Here is a 22,214-nt window from a genome sequence, read left to right as displayed (position 1 = left end):
CTCTCATGCCGGCGCGCCCGGCGGAATGATGCCATCGGCGACCCAGCGGTCGAAGATCTCCAACGCCTTGGCGCTGAAGGCGGCGTCGTTGATGTGCCCCGCGATCTCATGCAGTTCGGCATTCGCAGGCACGCTGGCGCGCATCTCGTCGACGAAGGCCGTCAGCGCGTCCGGCTCGTGCAGCGGCTCGCCCTGCTGGTCCCATTGCTGGATGCCGCCCGCTGGCAGGATGAAGGCGGTCGGCCCGGTTGCGGCGGCGAGCTTCTCGCCGATGGCTCGCGCGATCTCCTGGCGCGTCGCGCCGTCGGAGGTCACCGAGGCGAGCAGCCGGTTATGGGCGTGGTAGGGGCGCTCGATGAAGCGGGTTGGTACCGCTTGCCATGTCGGAAAATCCACCATGTCGACGGCGCCCGGTGCTACGATCTGCGGGATGCCTTGCCGCCCGGCGTTCTCCAGCCGGTCGGCGCCTGAACTCACCACCGAGCCGGCGAGATGATTGGCGAGTTCCTGCAGGCTGAAATCCATCACCGCGACGAAGCCGCGCTGCGCGGCGATCGCTTCCAGCGCCCGTCCACCCATGCCGGTGGTGTGGAAGACGATCACCTCATAGCCGCGCTTTTCCAGCTCCGGCTTGAGCGTCACCATATAGTGCAGGCAGCTCTTGCCGAGCGAGCTCATGCCGATCCGCGGCCTGGCCTGGTCCGGCTTGACGACGGCCCGAGCCGCGCCGACCACCGCGCCGCTGGCCTGTGACAGCACCGCCATGCAGGCGCTGTTGAGGCCATAAAGCCCACCCGCCCACAGGATCATCATCAAATCGGTCGCGATCCGCTGCGGCGGCAGCAGATGCGAATAGGCAATGGTCGAGACGACGAATTTCGGCACGCCGAGCGGCAGCGCCAGCGCGACGTCGAGCGCAAGGTCGGTGCCCATCGAACCACCGAGCGCGATGAAGCCGTCGATTTCGCCCTTGTCGTAAAGCGCGCGCGCAAGCCGCGAGGCGCCGAGCGCCATCAGCGTCATCGCTGAATTCTCGTCGCCGCTGGCGATGATCGCCGCGATCGTCGTGTCTGCCGCTTTGGCCACGGCATGCTTGTCGTGCTCCGGCCGGTAAGGCGGATCGCCAAGCACGCTGACATCCATCATCACGGCGACACCGCCGACAGCCTCGATGCGCTCACGCATGAACAAGAGCTCGTCGGCCTTGGTGTCGCCGGTGCCGATAACCAGGATTCGGCGTTTGTCCTCCAACGTCAGTCTCCTCGCTGAATGATCAAGATGCGCGTCTGCGTCATGATGCGCGCCTGCGGTCCGGCAGGCTACGCCGTCCGGCAAGCCGCTCGCCGATGCTGCGCGCCGCGTTCGCGACGCTTGCGCCGTAACGTGCGATATCGCCCTCCAGCACGCGCACCTGCGGCGCGGCAATGGCAATGGTGCCGATGGCGAAACCGTCGGCGCCGAGGATCGGCGCGGCGACGCTCTGCACGCCTTCCTCGAAACCCTGCGAGCCAATCGAATGGCCGCGCGCACGCGCCGCCGCAACCTGTTCGGCCAGCGCGGCAGCACCGGACACGGTGAACGGCGTGAAGGCCGGCAGCGGGCCTGCGAGAATGGTGTCGCGGATGCGGTCTTCGGTAAAGGCCAGGAAGGCAATGCCCGAGGCGGTCGCGTGCATCGGCAGGAATTCGCCGAGCGCCACGCTGACGCGGTTGGCCTTGGCCGATTCGACGACATGGACGGTGATCAGGCCGCGCTTGGAATATTCCGACAGATGCACCGTTTCGCCGGTCTCGGTGGCCAGCGCCTCGACCAGCGGCGCTGCCGTCCGCAGGAACGGAACCTGCGCCTCGCGCATCAGTGCCAGCCGACCGAGACCGGCGCCGAGCCGGTAGCGGCGCGTGCCTTCGTCCTGCTCGACCAGCCCATGTTCCATAAGCGAGAGCAGCAGCCGGCGCGTTGTCGCCTTGTCGAAGCCGGCATGCCGGGCGAGGTCGGCCAGCGCCAGTTCGGGCTCGCCGCGACCGAGCATTTCCAGCAGGGAAATGGCCTTGGCCACCGTGCTCATCTGGCTTCCGAACCTCCCATAGATACTTAACGTGCGAATTAACTTGACAGGAAGCACCTTCCTTTGCAAGTCTATATTCGAAATGCCGTTGCAAATAGTGAAATGAACATCAGGCTCGCCAGAAGGCCTCGGCATCTCAGGGACACTTGGTTTCCGCAGCGCGGAATTGGAGGGTAAGATGACGACAATTGTAGCCGGCGAAGCAAACCGGCTGAGGAAGAACAGCCTTGGCGTTGGCGCCATCACCTTCATGGTGATCTCGGCCGCGGCGCCTCTGACGGCCGTTGCCGGCGGCACGCCGCTCGGCATGTTGATGGGCAATGGCGCCGGTTTTGCCGGCACCTATCTCATCGTGACGCTTCTGCTGCTTTTGTTCGCGGTCGGCTATGTCGCCATGTCGCGCCATGTTGGCAATGCAGGCGCCTTCTATGCCTACGCCGCGCGCGGCCTCGGCGGTCTCGCCGGCGGCGCCACCGCGCTGATTGCCATCCTGTCCTACAATGCCATGCAGATCGGCGTCATGGGCCTTCTCGGTGCCGCGACCGCCGGACTGTTCGCCGGCTGGGGCATCAACCTGCCCTGGTGGGTCTGGAGCTTCATCGCCATCGCCATCGTCGCCGTGCTCGGCTACCGGCAGGTCGACCTGTCGGCCAAGATCCTGACCGTGCTGGTGCTCGCCGAATATGTGGTGGTGCTGATCCTCGACCTGGCGATCCTCAAGACCGGCGGCGACAGCGGACTGTCGGCCGCGCCCTTCAGCTGGAGCCAGATCACCAGCGGTGCGCCGGCGATCGCCATCCTGTTCTGCTTTGCCGCCTTCATCGGCTTCGAGGCGACCACGATCTATGCCGAAGAGGCGCGTGACCCCAAGGTCACCATTCCGCGGGCGACCTATTTCTCCGTCGTCCTGATCGGCGTTTTCTACATGGTCACCGCATGGCTGATGGCCGTCGGCGCCGGCGTCGACAAGCTGCTGCCTGACCTGCAGGGGCTTCAGGATCCGACCACCTTCCTGTTCGGCCTGTCCGACCGCTATGCCGGAACGATGCTCTCGCACGCCATGAGCATCCTGTTCGTGTCGAGCCTGTTCGCCGGCGTGCTGGCGTTCCACAATGCGGTCGCCCGCTACATCTATGTTTCCGGCCGCGAGAAGCTTCTGCCGCAGACGATCGGCGTGACGCATTCGACGCACCAGAGCCCGCATGTCGCCTCGGTCATCCAGAGCGTTCTTGCCGCCGTCGTCGTCGGGCTCTTCGCCATGCTCGGCCTCGATCCCGTGCTGGCGCTGTTTTCGTGGCTGACCAATGTCGCCACGCTCGGCGTCATCGTGATGATGGCGGTCGCCTCGCTCGCCGTGGTGATGTTCTTCCGGGCCAATCCGTCCAGCCAGGAAAACGCGCTGAAAACCACCATCCTGCCGGGGCTGACCTTCATCGCCTTCGTCATCATCATCTACCTGATCGTCATCAATTTCGGCAGCCTGTCCGGCGCGGGCGGCTTCCTCGGCGTCTTCCTGCCGGCGCTGGTGCTGATCGCGGCCGTAGTCGGCCTTGTGCTGGCCAGCGCCTTGAAGAGCCGTGACCCGGTTGCCTTCGCTGGGCTTGGACAGCCTTTGAAGGACTGAAACAAACAGGGGCGGCGCATGACGCCGCCCCGTCTTCACCGCAAGGGGAGTAGCGGCGTTGAGCTTTGCCGAGAGCATCACCGTTGAGGCGCTGGAAGCAGATCCGTATCCGATCTATGCCGAACTGAGGCGCAGCGCGCCCGTCGCTTTCGTGCCGGCGGTCAACCTCTGGTTCGTCACCCGCTGGAAAGACGTCGAGACCGTCGCCAAGTCGCCGGACATCTTCTCCGCCGTCGTCGGGACATCTCCGGTCGAGCGCTCGTTCGGCAAGCCGACCATCCTGACGACCGACGGCGATGTTCACAGGGATCTGCGCCAGGGCGTCGACCCTAAATACCGGCCGCGCACCGTCGCTTCCTATGCCGGCGACCTGGTGCGCTCGATCGCCCAACCCTATCTCGACCGGATCGCCGAACAGGGCTCGGCCGAACTGATGGCCAACTATTTCGAACCGGTCTCGACGCTCAGCCTGGCGCGCTCGCTTGGCCTGACCGACATCGACATGCCGACCTTGCGGCGCTGGTTCTATGGCCTTGCCCAGGGCGCCATCAATTTCGAGAACGATCCGAAGCGGCAGGACATCGCCGATGCGATCAGCGCCGAGGTCGGTGCCGCCATCCTGCCGACACTGGAAAGGCTAGTCCGCGAGCCCGACGACTCCGCCCTGTCGCACATGCTGCATGATGGAATGCCGGCGGGCAAAACGCGTCCGATCGACTTCCTGATGCCGAGCATCAAGGTGATCCTGCTTGGCGGCATGCAGGAACCCGGTCATGGCGCGGGCTCCATCCTCGCCGGCCTGCTTTCGCATCCCGAGCAATTGCGGCAGGTCCTCGACGATCCGGAGACCCTGGTGCCAAAGGCCGTCGACGAAGGCTTGCGCTGGGTTGCGCCGATCGGCACGCAGACGCGCCAGACGACGCGCGCGGTCGAGATCGGCGGTGTAACCATTCCTTCCGGCGCGCCGGTCGCAGCACTTGTCTCTTCGGCAAGCCGCGACGAAAGCCGTTTCTCCGATCCCGACCGTTTCGACATCCATCGCGACGAGGGCAACCACGCCGCCTTCGGTTTTGGCCATCATTTCTGTTCGGGCCGGTTTTTCGCGCGCGAGCAGATGTGCCTTGCGGTAAGGCTGTTGCTCGAGCGCTTCCCGGACCTGCGACTGGTGCCGGGCAAGGAACCGGTCTTCCGCGGCTGGGAGTTCCGGGCGCCAACCACACTGCATGTTTCCCTGGGAGTCAGTCACCAATGATCAGCCAGAATGCCATCGACACGCTGCGCAAAGTCGAGATCGGCGCGCGAGGCCTGTTCATCGATGGCGCCCGGACCGAAGGCATGAGCGGTGCGACGCTGCCGGTAACGTCGCCAATCGACGGCCGTCCGTTCGCCAGCATCGCCGACGGCAACGCTGCCGATATCGATCGTGCTGTGACGTCGGCGCGCAAGGCGTTCGAGAAAGGTTCGTGGTCGCGCTCCGCCCCGGCCTTTCGCAAGAAGGTGCTGACCAAGTTCGCGGAGCTTGTCGAGAAGCATGTCGACGAACTCGCCGTGCTCGGCGTGCGCGACAATGGCACCGAGATCGGCATGGCCTACAAGGCCGAGCCGCTGTCGGCCGCCGGCACCATCCGCTACTACGCCGAGGCGATCGACAAGGTCTATGGCGAGATCGCGCCGACGGCCGACAACGTGCTTGGCCTGATCCACAAGGAGCCGCTTGGCGTCGTCGGCGTCATCGTGCCCTGGAATTTCCCGCTGATGATCGGCGCCTGGAAGATCGCGCCGGCGCTTGCCGCCGGCAACTCCATCGTCGTCAAGCCGCCGGAGATCGCTTCGCTGACGCTTCTGCGGCTGGCTGAACTCGCCGCCGAGGCCGGGCTTCCCGCCGGCGTGCTCAACGTCGTCACCGGGCGCGGCGCGGTCGCCGGCGAGGCGCTCGGCCTGCACATGGATGTCGACGCCATCGCCTTCACCGGCTCTGGCGTGGTCGGCCGGCGGCTGCTCGAATACGCGGCTCGCTCCAATCTGAAGCGCGTCTTCCTCGAACTCGGCGGCAAGTCGCCCAACATCGTCTTTGCCGACGCGCCGGACCTGAAGCAGGCGGCGACCGTGTCGGCCAACGGCATCTTCCGCAATTCCGGACAAGTCTGCGTCGCCGGCTCGCGTCTGCTCGCCCAGTCGTCGATCTACGACCGCTTCATGGACGAGCTGCTCAAGGCGGCCACCCGGCTGAAGGTCGGCGACCCGCTCGATCTGGCGAGCGACATCGGCGCGGTGTCGAGCGCCGAGCAGCTCGACAAGAATCTCGGCTTCGTCGCCAGGGCGGCGGAGGAGGGCGCCCGCCTCGTCACCGGCGGCGAACGCATCCTCACCGAGACCGGCGGCAGCTACATGGCGCCGACCATATTCGAGAACGTGACTCAAGACATGCAACTCGCCCGCGAGGAAGTGTTCGGGCCGGTGCTCGGCGTCATGCGCTTCGACACCGAGCAAGAGGCGGTGAGCCTCGCCAATTCCACCGTCTATGGCCTCGCCTCGGCAGTATGGACGTCGAACCTGTCGACCGCGCACCGCATGGTCCGCGCCATCAATGCCGGCGTCGTCCACGTCAACACCTATGGCGGCGCCGACATCACCGTGCCGCTCGGCGGCGTCAAGCAGTCCGGCTTCGGCCGCGACAAGTCGCTGCACGCGCTGGACAAATACACCGATCTGAAGACCGCCTGGATCGCGCTCTAGAGCACTTCCAGGAAAAGTGGGTAGCGGTTTTCCGTTCGGAATTGCGCAAAAAAAGGGAGATTTGCGCCGTGATGGCTGCCAGCACAAATGATCTGCATTCAGCGACAATCGGCGACCTGCTCGACCGCGAGCAGCAGCGTTTTCGCCAGACGCATCCGCGCTCGGCGGCGGCCTGGGAGGAGGGCAAGCAGCATTTCCTCTATGGCGGGCCCTCGCACTGGATGCGGCGCTGGGCCGGCGGCTTTCCGGTCTATGCCGCCGAGGCGAAGGGCGCCAATATCAGGGACATCGATGGCCACGACTATGTCGACTTCGCCCTTGGCGACACTGGCGGCATGTGCGGCCACGCGCCGGAGGCGGTGACACGTGCCGCTGTGCGCCAATTGCAGAACGGCGCGACGATGATGCTGCCCACCGAGGACAGCCTGTGGGTCGGCGCCGAATTGCAGCGGCGCTTCGGCCTGCCTTACTGGACATTGACCACCTCGGCCACTGACGCCAATCGCGGCGCCATCCGCATCGCCCGCATGATCACCGGCCGCGACAAGGTGCTGGTCTTCTCCGGCTGCTACCATGGCGGCGTCGAAGAGGCGCATGTCGAAATCCGCGACGGCCGCGTTGGCCTGCGCAACATGATCCATCCCAACGGCGTCGACCATTCGGCCGTCTCAAAAGTGGTCGAGTTCAACGATGTCGGTGCGCTGGAACAGGCACTGTCGGCGGGTGACGTCGCCTGCGTGCTGACCGAGCCGCTGATGACCAATTTCGGCATGATCCCGGTCGCCGACGGTTTTCATGCCGCCCTGCGCGAGATCACCCGCCGCACCGGCACCGTGCTGGTCATCGATGAGACGCACACCATCTCCGGCGGACCCGGCGGCTATTCGTCCGAGCATGGGCTGGAGCCGGACATTCTCGTCGCCGGCAAGGCCATTGCCGGCGGCATCCCCGCCGGCATCTTCGGCGTCTCGCGGGAGATCGCCGAGCGATTGTGGGCGATCGTGCCGATGGTCAATCCGCGCGTGCGCCAGTCGGCGCATCTCGGCATCGGCGGCACGCTGGCCGGCAACGCGCTCACCGTCGCCACCATGCGCGCGGTGCTGGAAGAGGTGCTGACCCCAGCCAATTTCGAGATCATGATCGCCAATGCCTCGCGGCTGGCCGAGGCCGCGCGGAAGGTCATCGCTGCGAATGGTCTGCCTTGGCACGTGACGCAGATCGGCGCCCGCGCCGAGATCATGTTCATGCCCAATCCGCCGCGGAATGGCGCCGATGTCATCGCCAGCCGGCGCGGCGATCTCGAGACGCTGCTGCACGCCTTCTACATGAACGAGGGCATATTGGTGACGCCCTTCCACACCATGTTCCTGATGTGCCCGGCCACCACCGAGGCCGATGTCGACCGCCACACCGAAGTGTTCGCGCGCTTCGTCGAACTCGTGCGTGGCGCGGGTGTCATCTGAGCGATGGCGAACCCGTTCGACCTCAGGGGCAAGGTAGCACCGGCTTTATCTCGGCGGGGCAAGGGCCGCCATCCAGGCGGGCTCGAAGCCGAGCATCACAACACCAAGCTGAAAACCGGCCGGTCAGGCAGTCTCGTCGCCGGCCTCGTTGCGTCAAATTTAAAACGTTTGCAATTTCGCAAAACCGCATTACAAACGTTTCAAACAGTTCGTTCGGGAGGAGCGATTGCCAGCCCGTGTCATCACGCTGAAGGAGCTTGCGGCGACCCTTGACCTGTCGATCACGACGGTCTCGCGGGCGCTTGCCGGCCATCAGCAGATCGCCCTGAAGACACGCGAGCGCGTCGCCCAGGCGGCGCGCCATGCGGGCTATGTTCCCAACACCGCAGCGCGCACGCTGGTGTCCGGCCGCAGCGGCTTCGTCGGCCTGGTGCTGCCGATCCGTGGTCCCAACCTTGTCGATTCCTTCCTCGGCGAGTTCGTCACCGGGCTTGGCGAGGGACTGGTGTCGCACGGCGCCGACCTCATCCTCGCCACTGCCGCGGAAGGCCAGTCGGAACTGTCGGTGCTGCGCCATGTCGTCGAATCCGGGCGCGCCGACGGCGTCGTCGTCACCCGCATCGCCGAGGTCGATGAGCGGCTCGCCTATCTGCGCCAGCGCGGCTTCCCCTTCGTCGCCCATGGCCGGCTGCTCGACAGCGACTTTGCCTACAACTGGCTCGACACCGACGGCGCGCACGCCTTCGGCGAAGCCTTCGACATGCTCTACGATCTCGGCCATCGGCATTTCGGCCTGGTGACGATTTCAGAGCCGATGACCTTCCGGCATTTGCGGCAGGACGGGCTTGCCGCGGCCATTGCTCGCCGCGGCGACCCGTCGGTGCGGCTCGATGTGGCGACCGCGCCGCGCTTCGATCGCGGCGCCCGCATCCAGGCCGTCAACAAGATGCTGCACGGGCCTGAGCGGCCGACGGCTATTGTCGCCCTGTTCGACGAACTGGCGCTGACGGTGATGGAGGAGGCTGCCCGCGCCGGCCTCACCGTGCCGCGCGATCTCTCCGTCATCGGTTTCGACAATGTCGTCGCTTCGGCCTATGCGCCGCCAGGCCTCACCACCTTCGACGCCTCGATCCGTCAGTGTGCGCGCGAGATCGCCGACATGCTGCTCACCATCATCGCCGACAGGCCGGCTGAACCGCTGACACGATTGATCCGGCCGACGCTGGTTCCTCGGGCCAGCCATGGACCCGCACCACTGACAAGAAGCTGACGCCGCAAATGACGGCGCCTATCCAGGGAGGATGAGCATGATCAAGGCATTGAAGACACTGGCAGGCGCAGCGCTGGCGCTGTCGCTTGCCGGCGCCGCTGCGCACGCCCAGCAGGTGCTGTTCTGGTCGACACAGGCGCGCCCGGTCGAGGAAACGCAGAAGATGCGCGACGCGGTGCTGAAAGGCTTCGACGGCCCCGTCGACTATCAGGTCGCCGAGGACGGCCCCTGGCTCACCCGTCTGCAGGCCGAACTTCAGGCAGGCTCCGGCACGATCGGCCTGCTCGGCGGCCTGCATGGCGACTTCTCCACCGTCGGCGCCAACCTTGTCGACCTGTCCGGCGTCGATGTCGGCGGGGTCAAGGTCAACGAGGCCTACAGGAAGCTCGGCATGCTCGGCACCGGCGAGCAGAAATACATGCCCTGGATGCAGGCCACCTACCTGATGGCGGCGAACAAGCAGGCGCTGCAATATCTGCCGCAAGGCGTCGATCTCAACACCATCACCTACGACCAGCTGATCGAATGGTCGAGGAATATCGCCGAAAAGACCGGCTCGCCGAAATTCGGCTTTCCGGCCGGTCCCAAGGGACTGAAGCACCGCTTCTTCGAAGGCTTCCTCTACCCGTCCTACACCGGTTCGATGGTGACCAAGTTCCGCTCGGCCGAGGCTGAGACTGCCTGGAACAAGTTCAAGGAACTTTGGCAGTACACCAACCCGAACTCGACCAACTACGCCTTCATGCAGGAGCCACTGCTTTCAGGTGAGGTCTGGGTCGCGTTCGACCATGTCGCGCGGCTCGCCGATGCCTTCAACCAGAAGCCCGACGAGTTCGTCGCCTTCCCGGCCCCGGCTGGTCCCGCCGGCCGCGGCTTCATGCCGGTGGTCGCCGGCGTCGCCATTCCGAAGACCTCGCCTGACATGGACAAGGCCAAGGCACTGGTCGCCTATATGCTGAAGCCGGAAACCCAGATCGCGACGCTGAAGGCGACCAATTTCTTCCCCGTCGTCGACGTCAAGCTGCCCGACGACATGCCGGCATCGGTGAAAGCCTTCGGCCCGGCCATCGCCACCATGACCGGCGCTCCCGATGCGCTGCCGGCGCTGCTGCCGATGGGGCTCGGCGATCTCGGCGGCAAGTTCAACCAGGTCTACACCGACAGCTTCGAGCGCATCGTGCTTGGCGGCGAGGACGTGCATGGCGTGCTCGAAGAGCAGGCGGCCGCGCTCAAGGCGATCATCGACCAGGCCAAAGCGCCGTGCTGGGCGCCCGACAAGCCGTCCGAAGGCGCTTGCCCGGTCGAATAAGCATCAACCGATCCTCCCAAGGGGCGCCCGGAGCTTGTTTCACTCCGGGCGCCCGGATCGCAGCACCATCGCAAATGACACCACCATGCACGGCAAGGCTTTGCCCTATCTGCTGCTGATGCCGGCGACACTGTTCCTGTGCGTGTTCTTCCTCTACCCGTTCGCGCTGGTTGCCTTCGAGGCGGTGACCCGCGACGGCGCCTTCACCCTCGACAATTTCCGCACCATGGCCGGCAGCTGGAAATTCCCGGTCACCGTCCGCAATACGCTGCTGCTTGCGGCGATCGTCGTGCCGATCCAACTGGTCATGGCGCTGCTGATGGCTTCAGTGGTGTCGCGGCTTCAGACGGGTCGCAGTGCCGTGCTTTACATCTTTGCCATTCCGCTCGGCATTTCCGATCTCGCCGCCGGCCTGATCTGGCTTGCCATCTTCGACCAGTCCGGCTTCCTCAACACGCTGCTCTCCGGCCTCGGCATCGTTGACCGGCCGATCATGTTCCTCGGCTATCAGAGCAAGCTGACGATCTTCATCGCCGTGGCGCTGGCCGAGATCTGGCGCGCCACCGCCATCATGATGGTCATCCTCGTCGCCGGCATGGGCTTGATTCCGAAAGAGTATTACGAGGCGGCCGAAGTGTTTGGCGCCGGCCCTTGGAAGCGCTTCGTGCGCATCACGCTGCCGTTGCTTCGCCCCAGCCTGCAGACGGCGATCATCCTGCGCGTCATCCTCGCCTTCGAGGTTTTTGCCGTGGTCGCCGCCCTTGGGGGCACCAATTTGCCGGTGCTGATGGGCGAAACCTACAACTGGCAATTCACGCTGCAGGATCGCAACGTCGCGGCCGCCTCGGCGCTGCTCATCCTCGCCATCTCGATCGGCTTCACGCTGTTCTTCCTCAGGGTGCTGCGTGTGCCCAAAGAGGCGCGCATATGAGCGCCGTTGCCGAACCGCCGATCGTTACGGCCGCCGATGCGCGCAAGGCCGGCGGCTGGCTGCTCGTCGCCACCGCCATCCTGCTCAGCGCCTGGGTGCTGCTGCCGATCTATCTCCTGATCGTCAACGCGCTGTCGTCGCCGGAACAGGTCACCGCTTTCCCCAAGCGCTTCTTCCCGTCCTTCGATGTTGGCAGTCTTTCGTTCTTCATCAATTTCGCCGGCGTCGCCAGGGCGCTGTGGAATTCTGTCCTCGTCGCCACGCTGACGATGATCCTGTCGATCGGCTTCGGCGCGCCGGCCGGCTATGCACTGTCGCGCTTCGATTTTCCGGGCAAGGGCACGTTCCGTTTCCTGGTGCTGATGACGCGCGCCTTCCCGCTGCCGCTGCTGGCCCTGCCGCTGGCGGTGATGTTCATCCGCACCGGTCTCGACGACACCGCGATCGGCCTGGCGCTGGTGCACACCACGCTGGCGCTGCCCTTTGCCGTGCTGATCACCTTCTCGCTGTTTTCGGGCATACCGGTCGAACTCGAGGAAGCGGCCTGGACGCTCGGCTGCACACGGCTGCAGGCCTTTCGCAAGGTCATCCTGCCGCTGGCGCTGCCCGGCATCGCCGCTTCGGCGGTATTCGCCTTCACCATCTCCTGGAACGAGGTGTTCGCCGCCGCCGTGCTCACCATCGAGAACCGTACGCTGACCGCCTTCCTCCTGCAGAGCCTTGGCGAGTCGCCGCTGTATCTCAAATTCGCCGGCGGCGCGGCTTTGGTCGTGCCGGCGCTGATCTTCATCTTCGCCGTCAGGAAATATCTGTTCGCCATGTGGGGGATCGCCAACCGATGACGCGAGACACGGAGACGGTTCATGGCTGAAATCGCCATCAAGGGAGTGGCCAAGCGCTTCGGCGGCTTCACCGCGCTGCATCAGGTCGACCTCACCATCGCCGACCAGGAATTCATGGTGCTGCTCGGCGCTTCGGGCTGCGGCAAGACCACGCTGCTCAGGATCGTCGCCGGGCTGGAGATGCCGAGCCAGGGCGAGGTCTGGATCGGCGGCCGTCGCGTCGACAACCTGCCGCCGCGCGAGCGCGGCATTGCGATGGTGTTCCAGAACTATGCTGTCTTCCCGCATCTGACCGTGTTCGAGAACATCGCCTTCGGCCTGCGCATGAAGAAGCTGCCGCAACAGGACGTCGAGCGTCGCGTCAACCGCACCGCCGAGCTCATGCACATCGAGCAACTGCTGAAGCGCTATTCGGGCCAGCTGTCAGGCGGCCAGCGCCAGCGTGTCGCCGTCGCCCGCGCGCTCGCCATGGAGCCCGACGTCATCCTGATGGACGAGCCGCTGTCCAACCTCGACGCGCTGCTGCGACTGGAGATGCGCGCCGAACTCAAGGGCGTGCTCGCCGCGTCGAAGACCACCACGATCTATGTCACCCACGACCAGGTCGAGGCGATGAGCCTCGCCGACCGCATCGCCGTCATGCATCAGGGCCGCATCGTCCAGGCGGCTTCGCCGGTCGAGGTCTATCGCAACCCGGCCGCCCGCTTCGTCGGCTCCTTCATCGGCAATCCGCCGATGAATTTCATTCCCGCGACGAAGGCTGCGAATGGCAGCTGGTCCGTCGCCGGACTGACGCTGCCCGGCCCGAAATCGGACAGGCAGAAGATCGAATTCGCCATCCGCCCGGAAGACGTCGACGCCGGCAGTGAAGGCCTGCAGGCCACCGTGCGCGTCATCGAGCCGCTCGGGCCACACACGCTGGTGACTTGCGATGTCGAGGGCGGGCTGTTCCGCGCCATCCTGGAATCGAACGCCAGTGTCCAGGTCGGCGATCATCTGCGCCTCGCGCCCAAACCCGACCGCATCCGCTGGTTCGATCCCGAAACCACCAATGCCCTTTGATCCAGAAAGAACGAACGCTTCAATGACTTCTCTTGCCGTCGACGAAACCATCGCCCGCGCCGTCGAGGTGCTGAAGGAGAACGACCACGGCGCCTACACCATCCCGACCAAGGGTCTCTATCCGTTCCAGTGGAATTGGGATTCCTGCCTCACCGCGCTTGGCCTCGCCCACTACGACGAGGCGCGCGCCTGGACCGAGATCGAGACCTTGTTCGCGCACCAGTGGCCTGACGGCATGGTGCCGCATATCGTCTTCCACGTCTGGAGCGACGGTTATTTCCCCGGACCCGAAATTTGGCAGACCGGGCGTCCGACGGCCACCTCCGGCATCACCCAGCCGGCCGTCGCCGGCTTTGCCGTGCGCCGCCTGTTCGACCGCGCCAAAGACAAGAAACTGGCGGCCGAACGGGCCGGCGCGCTGCTTCCCAAGATCGATGCCTGGCACCGTTGGTTCTATGAGAGCCGCGACCCCAGGGGCGAGGGGTTGGTCGCCATCATCCACCCCTGGGAGTCCGGCCGCGACAACTCCATCGACTGGGACGATGCCTTCGAGCGCGTGCCGACCGAAGGCGTCGAGCCCTACACCCGCCGCGACATCCTGCATGCCGACCCGGCGCATCGGCCGACGCAAGAGCAGTATGATCGCTACATCTGGTTGGTGCAGCATTTTCGCGGGCTTGGATGGGACAATGCCCGGCTTCACGATGCCTCGCCCTTCCAGGTCGTCGATCCCGGCTTCAACGCCATCTTGATCCGCGCCTCATCCGACCTTGCCGATCTCGCCGAGGCTCTTGGTCAAAAAGCGATCGCCAGCGCCAACCGTGCCCGCGTCGAAAAGGGCCTGGCGGCGATGGAGCAGCTGTGGAGCGAGGCGCACGGCCAGTATCTCTGCCTCGACCGCACCACCGGCAAGCTGGTAGACAGCGCCTCCGTCGGCGGCATCCTGCCGGCCTTCGCGGCCATCCCACAGGCGCGTGCCGCGACGCTCGCCGCCACTGTCGAGCGCCTCGCCGGCAAGGCGCGTCATGTCGTGCCCTCGCACGATCCAGACGATCCGCGCTTCGACGCCAAGCGCTACTGGCGCGGCCCGGTCTGGCTGGTGGTCAACTACATGATCGCCGACGGACTTGCCGCCGTCGGCCATGGCGCGGTTGCCCGGCGCATCACGCAGTCGAGCCTCGATTTGATCACCGAGAGCGGCTTTGCCGAATATTACGACCCGCTCACCGGCGAGCCGCTCGGCGGCGGCCGTTTCACTTGGACTGCGGCGATGGTGATCGAGTTCTTGAAGGGCAGAGGCTGACGCCTCTTATTCTTATTCGCGTCGCGCGACCCTTCGCGTAGGCTGCCGGTGGGTGCTAGATCGATAACTGGGCAAGGCTCACTTTCCTACATCCGCGCTACAATAATTCTTCACAAACGGCTACCTATACTGGCGACGACGTTTGGTTCGGGGTCACGAGGGGCGCGGCTTGGAATTCGACTTGAAAACCATAGAGGCGCTTGCTCCCGACCAGGCGTCGCTCAGCGCCGCCTCCAAGCTGACCAAGCGATCGAACTGGCCGCGCCTTGAAAGGAATGAGCAGCAGGCCCTGATCTGGGGCGAATGTCAGGGCTCCGGCTCCAACCCTTATCGCGTGGTGGTCGATACCGGCGATCACGGCTACAAATGCACCTGCCCATCGCGAAAGTTTCCCTGCAAACACACGCTGGCCTTGATGTGGATCGCCGCCACCGCGCCAGCCAGTTTTGCGGCTGCTGGCTCGACGCCGGAATGGGTGAATGATTGGCTTGGCCGGCGCCGGAAGACGACGCCACAGCCGGCGGGGCCAGTGCCCGGCGCGGCCAAGAGCATCGACGAGGCTCTGCAGCCGGATGAGGGTGCCGTCGTCGAGGACGCCGCGGCGGTCGAACGGCGCGAGGCGGCGCAGCGCAAGCGGGCGCAAGATACACGGTCCGCGGTGTCGGCGGCGCTCGAGGAACTCGACCAATGGATCGCCGACCAGTTGCGGCTTGGACTGTCCGGATTTATCGACGCCAGCAGCGAGCGCTGCCGCCGCATTGCCGCGCGGCTTGTCGATCTGAAGGCAACCGCGCTTGCCGGGCGCATCGACGAGATTCCGTCGCGGCTGATGGCGCTGCGCAGCGAGGAAAGACCGGACGCAGCAATCCGCGAGCTCGGCAAGCTGGTGCTGCTGGCAAAGGCCTGGCGATCGGAGCCTGACGATCCTGAACTGAAGCGGCTCGTATCGACGTCCGAAACCCGCGAACAGATTCTGGCCAATCCCGACGCCCGACAGGTGGAAAGCCACTGGGAGGTTCTCGGCGAGAAGATCGAAACCCGTCGCGACGGTCTCGTCAGCCATTCGACCTGGTTGCTCGACCTGAAGAGCGCCACGCCGCAATTTGCCCTGCTGCTCGATTATTTTCCGGCTTCGGCCGGGCGCCGATCCAACGCCTTCGCCCCAGGCGACCGCTTCAATGCCCGGCTGGTGTTTTATCCATCGCGCGCACCGCTCCGCGCGCTGGTGGCGGAGCGCATCGGCGACGTCTCTTCCGGGGCGGCGTGGCCTGATTTCGGCGCGTTGCAAGACCCGCTCGCGGCGCGCGCTTCCCAGCAGGATGGCGCGCCATGGCTGACCGACAGTCCTCTCATCCTGCCGCCGGGCGCGATCTTGCTCGACGACCGCGGCACGGCCTGGTGGCAGGCAGCCGATGATCCGCATGGGATCGCCTTGCCGATCGCCGGTGCTGTCGATCAAACCCTGCTCGGCATCGATCTTGCCGCTGCCGCAGCGCTGTGGAATGGCGCCAGGCTTGACCTTCTGGCGGCGCAGAGCAGGTTCGGGAGGCTCGATCTGTCGTGAACGAGCTCGAGCAGACAGGCCTGGCGGCAATGCGCGACTGCTGGATCACTGGCGGACCGACATTCGACCTCGCACCAGCCGCGTGGAAGGAGATCGCCGGCACCGCAGGCCCCGACGAACGGGAGCGCCGGCTGCTGGCGATCGCCGCGCAGGCCCTCGACATCGGCTTGCGGCCTGCGGCACCGAAGGTTTTGACGCGTCGTCCGCCGCTGCCGGCGCTTGCCCTGCCCATGCTGCCGGAGCGGCTGCGGCCGCTCTTGCGAGCCGCCCTGAAACAGGCTGCCGACGCGAGGCGCAAGGTGCGTGTGGTGACGCTGGTCGCCAGCCGCGGCTTCGTGCTCCATCCAATGGACTGGATGCCCTCGGACCAGAACAGCCCGGACGTCTACGCCCCCTGGATCGACTGGCAGGCCGGCATCGAAGGGCAGGCGCATGCCCCGCGCGAGAAACTGACGGTGGAAAACTGGGACGACTTCTATCCCGCAGCGCGCCGTATTGCGCTGACCGACATGCGCCGCAGCGAACCGACTGCTGCTCGCACGCTGATCGAGGCCAAGGCGCCGGGTGAATCGGCGGAAGTCAGACTTGCGCTCATCGAACTCATGCGCTTCGGTCTCACCCTCGAGGATGCGCCTTTCCTGAAGAGCCTTTCCGCCGACCGTTCCGGCAAGGTGCGCGAACTGGCTGGGCGGCTGCTGGCAAGGTTGGGTGAGCACGGTCGTACGGGCGACGGCGGTAGCACGGATGATCCCGTTGCCGAACTCGCCGCTTTCATCAGCGAAGGCAAATCCGGCTTCATCCGCCGCCGCACCACCTACACGCCGGTAAAACTCAAATCCCCGGCGCAGGAACAGCGTCGCGCCGAATTGTTCGAAACCTGCAACGTGGTCGACCTCGCCGCACGGTTCGGTGCCACCGAACCCGAATTCATCGGCGCCTGGCAGTTCGGCGCCGACAACAATGCCGACATCCTGATCGCACGAATGGTCGCCGCCTCAGGCAGCGATGCCGCGGTGACGCAGATGGCGGATACGCTTGTCGCCGATGGCGGCAAACCGGCGCTGTTCGTGGTGCACCTGACACCGCGCTTGGACAGCCGCAGAAAGCGCGTGTTCATCCGCTCGATCCTCAAGGAAACGAGTTACCTTGGCGTGATCAGTCTGGCGGAAGGCATCGACGCCGGCTGGCTGGGATGGGATGACCTGACAAACGGGCAAGTGCTTCCGGCGTTGCGTTCGGTCATCGGCGGAAACGACGACGTCATGCGCCGCGGCCTCGACGATATCCTCGAAACGATCGGCTTCCTCGCCACCACCGCCACGGCGGCGAGGTTGATCGACGAGGTCGTCGCAGCCGGCATGCCGCCCGCGGCTCCGTCACTCGCTCTCCTGCGCCTCAACGCCGCGTTGGCCGAACAATCGTCTGGAACCAACACATGACAATCCGGAGAACAGCACAATGAACGCAGCCATCCGTCTCCCGGTCGAGCAGGCCTATGCCAGTGAATTGCAAGCGCTGGCGCGCGGCGACGACAAGCAAAAGCCCGCCGGCTGGAGCCTCTCGCCAAAGGCCGTCCTGACCTATCTGCTGGGCGGCAAGGCCAGCGACGGCACCTTGATAACCCCGAAATATGTCGGCCGCCGTCGGCTGATGGAAACCGCTGTGGCGACTTTGGCCACCGACCGTGCGCTGCTTTTGCTCGGCGTTCCCGGCACAGCCAAATCCTGGGTCTCGGAACATCTCGCCGCAGCCATCATGGGCGACTCGACGCTGATCGTGCAATGCACGGCCGGGACCGACGAGAACCAGATCCGCTATGGCTGGAACTATGCCCAGCTGCTGGCGAAAGGCCCTAGCCAGGAAGCGCTGGTGCCGACGCCGCTCTATCGCGCCATGCAGGACGGCAAGCTGTGCCGCCTCGAAGAACTGACGCGCATGGGCTCGGATGTACAGGACACGCTGATCACCGTGCTGTCCGAAAAGATGATGCCGATCCCGGAACTGAACACCTCGATCTATGCCCAGCGCGGCTTCAACATCATCGCCACGGCAAACAACCGCGACAAGGGCGTCAACGAGCTCTCCTCGGCGCTCAAGCGGCGCTTCAATGTCGTGGTGCTGCCGCTGCCCGAGGACATGGCGGAGGAGGTCTCGATCGTCTCCAAGCGCGTCGGCGAGATGGCAGGCGGCCTCGACCTGCCGGTGCCGAAGAATGTCGCCGAAGAGATCGCCCGCGTGCTGACCATCTTCCGCGAATTGCGCTCTGGCTCGACCGCCGACGGCAAGGTGACGCTGAAGACACCGTCGGGCTCGCTGTCGACGGCAGAGGCCATCGCCACCATGGTTGGCGGCCTCAGCCAGGCGGCCTGGTTCGACGGCGGCAAGCTCGGCGCCGAAGGCCTAGCCGCCAGCCTTGTCGGCGCGATCGTCAAGGATCCAGTGCAGGACAAGGTCGTGCTGGAAGAATATCTGGAAACGGTGCTCAAGAAGCGGCCTGACTATGCCGGCTACTATGCGGCGCTGAACGCGGCGATCTGACACCGATGAAGCACAGCGACATCGCCTATTTCGGCATACGCCATCACGGGCCCGGCTCCGCCGAAAGCCTGGTGCAGGCGCTGCAAGAATTGCGGCCGGTCGCCGTCCTGATCGAAGGGCCGAGCGACGCCTCGGCGCTGTTGCCATTGCTGGCCCGCCCGGAAATGCAGCCGCCGGTGGCATTGCTCTGCTACCCGGAGGACGACCCGGCCTCCGCCAGCTTCTGGCCGTTCGCCGAATTCTCTCCCGAATATCAGGCGGTCCTCTGGGCGGTCGGCAACCAGGCGGTGTTGCGCTTCATCGACCTGCCGTCGTCGGCGCGGTTGCCCGCCGAGGCGATCGATGCTGCGGAGAACATCGACGCTGCCGAAGCCAGCGAAGCCGGCGATGACGAGGACCCGCATCGCCGTGATCCGATCGGCACTCTGGCGCATGCCGCCGGCTACGAGGATGGCGAAAGCTGGTGGTCGGATATCGTCGAACAGAACCCCGAGCCCGGCCCCATTTTCGCGGCCATCGCCGACGCGATGACGACGCTGCGCGAAGGTGAAGGGTCTATCGCCCGGTTCGAAGCCAGGCGCGAAGCGCATATGCGGCTCGAAATCGCGGCGGCGCGAAAGGAATTCGATGGACCGATAGCGGTGGTCTGCGGCGCATGGCACGTGCCGGCGCTCCAGGCGGCACACGTCCAGAAAACCGATCAGGCGCTGCTCAAGGGCATCGCCCGGCGCAAAAGCACGATGACCTGGGCGCCGTGGACGGGGCCGCGTCTGGCGTCGGGCCTTGGCTATGGCGCGGGCGTCGTGGCGCCGGGCTGGTGCAAGCACCTTTGGCGCACGCGCGGCCGGCATGACGGGGCAACCCTGTGGCTGGCGATGATTGCGGCGGTGCTGCGGGAGAAGGGGCATCTGATCTCGACCGCTTCGCTGATCGAGGCGGAGCGGCTTGCCCGTACGCTCGCCGCCATTCGCGAGCGACCGAAACCCGGGTTCGAGGAATTGCGCGACGCTTCGGTCGCCGCTTTGTTCAACGGCGAAGCGCTGCTGTGGGCGCTGGTCGAGGCCGAGCTGCTTCTGGGTGCGGACGTCGGTGAAATTCCACCCGACACGCCGCTGGCGCCCTTGATCGAGGATCTGCAGCGCAACCAGAAGGCGGCGCGGCTGAAGCCCGAGGCGCTGGAGCGGGAATTGTCGGTCGATTTGCGCAGCGAAAGCGGGCTTTTCCGTTCGACATTGCTGCACCGCTTGAGCGTGCTCGGTGTGCATTGGGGCAAGTTGACGGACGCCGGTCGCAGCCGCGGCACCTTCCGCGAGCGCTGGACGCTGGCCTGGGAGCCGGAATATGCCGTTCGGCTGGTCGAGAACCTTGTCTACGGCCCGACCATCGAAAAGGCCGCCAATGGCCGGCTGATCCAGATGATCGGCGCGGCGGCAACCCTCGACACACTTGCCGCCCTGGTGCAGGGGGCGATCACGGCCGACCTGTCGGAAGCCTCGAGCGCCGGCCTCGTGGCGCTGGAGGCACGCGCGGCGCACAGCAGCGAATGCCTGGAAATCCTGGCGTCGGTGCCGCCGCTTGCCGATATCATCCGCTATGGCGAAGCGCGCAAGACGGAGACGAGCCGCCTGTCCGGCCTTATGGAGCGGCTGATCATCGAAGCGGCGATCGCGCTGCCCTACGCCGTGCGCGACCTCGATCAGCAGGCTGCCGCGGGACTGGTCGGCGCCATGCGCAAGGCTGATGAAGCGATCAGGCTTGTCGAACCCGGGGACGATGTGCTGAGCGGATGGCGCGACGGGCTGGCTGCCGTGCTGGACGGGCCGCGATCGACGGCGTTGCTGGCCGGATGTGCCGCGCACCTTCTCTACGAGGCTGGTCAGCTGTCCGCCGAAGCTGCCGCCGGACTGCTCGGGCGCCGCCTGTCGCCCGGAACGCCCGTCTCTGAGGCGGCGGGGTTCTTCGAGGGCTTCTTCAGCACCGCCGGTCAACGGCTCATCTATGACGAGGGTCTGCGCGGCGCGGTCGATGCGTGGCTGAAGTCGCTCGACGAAGAGGCTTTCGTCGCGCATCTGCCGCTGCTGCGCCGCGTCTTTTCCAATCTGGACAGCATGGAGCGCCGGCGGTTGATCGAAGCGGTTCTCGGCCGCGCGGCGCGCCTGCCGGCTGGCCTGACGCCGGCGCCGGACGGTGGCGATGCCTGGCGCCGGCACCTGGAACGGCTTGGACCATTGCTCTTGGGAGGTGGCAATGGATGACGAGGCCGAAATGAACGAGCCCGGCGCGCTCACGCCCGACGGCGAGAGGGAGCGTCGCTGGCGCCTGGCGATCGGCGCCGCCGACGAAACATCGCCAGCCCTTTCCGAAGACGACAAGCGGCTCTCGGCCGCGCTCGACGCCCTCTATGGCGATGGCGCCGGCGATGCTGCCGCCGATCCGCGCAAGCGGCGCGGCGGGCTCGGCCGGTCGGCGCCGCGCGTCGCGCAATGGATGGGCGACATCCGCTCCTTCTTTCCGGCACAGGTCGTGCAGATCGTCCAGAAGGACGCGTTCGAACGGCTGAACCTGAAGCAGATGCTGATGGAGCCGGAATTCCTCAAGGCGATCGAGGCCGACGTCAATCTGGTTGCCGACCTGATATCGCTTCGCTCGGTGATGCCGTCCAAGACCAAGGACATCGCCCGCACCATCATCGCCGACATCGTCGCCAAGCTGATGCAACGGCTCGAACAGAAGACCGCTGAAGCGATACGCGGTGCGCTCGACCGCTCGAGACGCACCAACCGCCCGCGCCAACGCGATATCGACTGGCCGCGCACCATCTCGGCAAACCTTCGCCACTACCAGCCCGAACACAAAACCATCGTGCCGGAAAAGCTGGTCGGCTTCATGCGCAAGCGGCGCCGGCTGGTCGACCTCGACGAGGTCGTGCTGTGTGTCGACCAGTCCGGTTCGATGGCAAGCTCGGTGATCTACGCCTCGATCTTCGCGGCGGTGATGGCCTCGCTGCCGGTCGTGCGCACCAAGCTTGTCTGCTTCGACACCGCGATTGTCGATCTCACCGAGGATCTCAGCGATCCCGTCGAAGTGCTGTTCGGCGTGCAGCTTGGCGGCGGTACCGACATCAACCAGGCGGTCGCCTATTGCGCCGAGCGCATCGAGCGTCCGACCAAGTCCCATTTCGTGCTGATCACCGACCTCTATGAAGGCGGCAACGGCCAGGAATTGTTGCGCCGGCTGGCATCGCTAGTCCGGTCCGGCGTCAATGTCGTCGTGCTTCTGGCGCTCACCGATCAGGGCCGCCCAGGCTATGACCCGGCCATGGCCGGTTCAGTCGCGGCGCTTGGAGTTCCGGTTTTCGCCTGCACGCCGGACCTGTTTCCAGACATGATGGCGGCGGCACTGCGGCGGGAGGATATCGGTGCCTGGGCGGCGGGGGCCGATATCAAGGTCGTTCGCTCCGACACCGAAGCGCCGAAGCCAGGCGACTGAGCTTCGTCGGCGGTCCCG

At 65.6% G+C, this 22,214-nt stretch carries 17 protein-coding genes; 15 read left to right on the top strand and 2 right to left on the bottom strand.

Annotated elements, in window-relative coordinates:
* Positions 1-3: 3 nt before the first annotated feature.
* Both AC1RUK_RS20115 and AC1RUK_RS20110 read right to left on the bottom strand, forming a co-directional pair.
* A complete protein-coding gene (locus AC1RUK_RS20115) occupies positions 4-1,251 on the bottom strand; it encodes a Tm-1-like ATP-binding domain-containing protein (RefSeq protein WP_481839263.1) in 1,248 nt (415 codons plus the stop codon).
* Positions 1,252-1,291: 40 nt separating this feature from the next.
* The gene (locus AC1RUK_RS20110) at positions 1,292-2,065 is read right to left on the bottom strand and encodes an IclR family transcriptional regulator (protein WP_481839264.1); all 774 of its coding nucleotides are present in this window, start codon (positions 2,063-2,065) and stop codon (positions 1,292-1,294) included.
* A gap of 178 nt (positions 2,066-2,243) precedes the next feature.
* Between AC1RUK_RS20110 and AC1RUK_RS20105 the strand changes: the two genes are divergently transcribed.
* The 15 genes from AC1RUK_RS20105 (at position 2,244) to AC1RUK_RS20035 (ending at position 22,196) form a co-directional block, all read left to right on the top strand.
* On the top strand, positions 2,244-3,689 hold the full coding sequence (locus tag AC1RUK_RS20105; RefSeq protein ID WP_481839265.1) for an APC family permease: 1,446 nt from the start codon (positions 2,244-2,246) through the stop codon (positions 3,687-3,689).
* A 58-nt stretch (positions 3,690-3,747) separates the two neighbouring features.
* Entirely contained in the window at positions 3,748-4,941 is a 1,194-nt protein-coding gene (locus AC1RUK_RS20100) for a cytochrome P450 (protein WP_481839266.1), read from the top strand.
* Positions 4,938-6,425, top strand: coding sequence for an aldehyde dehydrogenase (locus AC1RUK_RS20095; protein ID WP_481839267.1), 1,488 nt, complete (start codon positions 4,938-4,940; stop codon positions 6,423-6,425). The genes AC1RUK_RS20100 and AC1RUK_RS20095 overlap by 4 nt, the downstream gene beginning before the upstream one ends.
* A gap of 71 nt (positions 6,426-6,496) precedes the next feature.
* Entirely contained in the window at positions 6,497-7,888 is a 1,392-nt protein-coding gene (locus AC1RUK_RS20090) for a transaminase (RefSeq protein ID WP_481839268.1), read from the top strand.
* A gap of 226 nt (positions 7,889-8,114) precedes the next feature.
* On the top strand, positions 8,115-9,158 hold the full coding sequence (locus tag AC1RUK_RS20085; RefSeq protein WP_481839269.1) for a substrate-binding domain-containing protein: 1,044 nt from the start codon (positions 8,115-8,117) through the stop codon (positions 9,156-9,158).
* Positions 9,159-9,195: 37 nt separating this feature from the next.
* Positions 9,196-10,467 carry an ABC transporter substrate-binding protein gene (locus AC1RUK_RS20080; protein WP_481839270.1) on the top strand — a complete coding sequence of 424 codons (1,272 nt, stop codon included), beginning with the start codon at positions 9,196-9,198 and terminating at the stop codon, positions 10,465-10,467.
* Between the two features lie 85 nt (positions 10,468-10,552).
* Positions 10,553-11,398 (top strand): carbohydrate ABC transporter permease, encoded by an 846-nt coding sequence (locus AC1RUK_RS20075; protein ID WP_481839271.1) that lies wholly within the window; start codon positions 10,553-10,555, stop codon positions 11,396-11,398.
* Positions 11,395-12,240 carry a carbohydrate ABC transporter permease gene (locus tag AC1RUK_RS20070; protein WP_481839272.1) on the top strand — a complete coding sequence of 282 codons (846 nt, stop codon included), beginning with the start codon at positions 11,395-11,397 and terminating at the stop codon, positions 12,238-12,240. The genes AC1RUK_RS20075 and AC1RUK_RS20070 overlap by 4 nt, the downstream gene beginning before the upstream one ends.
* Before the next feature lie 21 nt (positions 12,241-12,261).
* Entirely contained in the window at positions 12,262-13,302 is a 1,041-nt protein-coding gene (locus AC1RUK_RS20065; protein ID WP_481839273.1) for an ABC transporter ATP-binding protein, read from the top strand.
* A 22-nt stretch (positions 13,303-13,324) separates the two neighbouring features.
* Complete coding sequence (locus AC1RUK_RS20060) at positions 13,325-14,605, top strand: amylo-alpha-1,6-glucosidase (protein WP_481839274.1); 1,281 nt, start codon at positions 13,325-13,327, stop codon at positions 14,603-14,605.
* Between the two features lie 181 nt (positions 14,606-14,786).
* Positions 14,787-16,169, top strand: coding sequence for an SWIM zinc finger family protein (locus AC1RUK_RS20055; protein WP_481839275.1), 1,383 nt, complete (start codon positions 14,787-14,789; stop codon positions 16,167-16,169).
* Positions 16,166-17,608 (top strand): DUF5691 domain-containing protein, encoded by a 1,443-nt coding sequence (locus AC1RUK_RS20050; protein ID WP_481839276.1) that lies wholly within the window; start codon positions 16,166-16,168, stop codon positions 17,606-17,608. The genes AC1RUK_RS20055 and AC1RUK_RS20050 overlap by 4 nt, the downstream gene beginning before the upstream one ends.
* Positions 17,609-17,627: 19 nt before the next feature.
* Positions 17,628-18,707 (top strand): ATP-binding protein, encoded by a 1,080-nt coding sequence (locus tag AC1RUK_RS20045; RefSeq protein ID WP_436247968.1) that lies wholly within the window; start codon positions 17,628-17,630, stop codon positions 18,705-18,707.
* A gap of 5 nt (positions 18,708-18,712) precedes the next feature.
* A complete protein-coding gene (locus AC1RUK_RS20040) occupies positions 18,713-20,962 on the top strand; it encodes a DUF5682 family protein (RefSeq protein ID WP_481839277.1) in 2,250 nt (749 codons plus the stop codon).
* The gene (locus AC1RUK_RS20035) at positions 20,955-22,196 is read left to right on the top strand and encodes a VWA domain-containing protein (protein WP_481839278.1); all 1,242 of its coding nucleotides are present in this window, start codon (positions 20,955-20,957) and stop codon (positions 22,194-22,196) included. Before AC1RUK_RS20040 ends, AC1RUK_RS20035 begins: the two co-directional genes overlap by 8 nt.
* Positions 22,197-22,214 lie beyond the last annotated feature (18 nt).

The sequence above is a fragment of the Mesorhizobium monacense genome (assembly GCF_056781675.1).
This window is presented reverse-complemented; position numbering and strand designations above follow the sequence as displayed.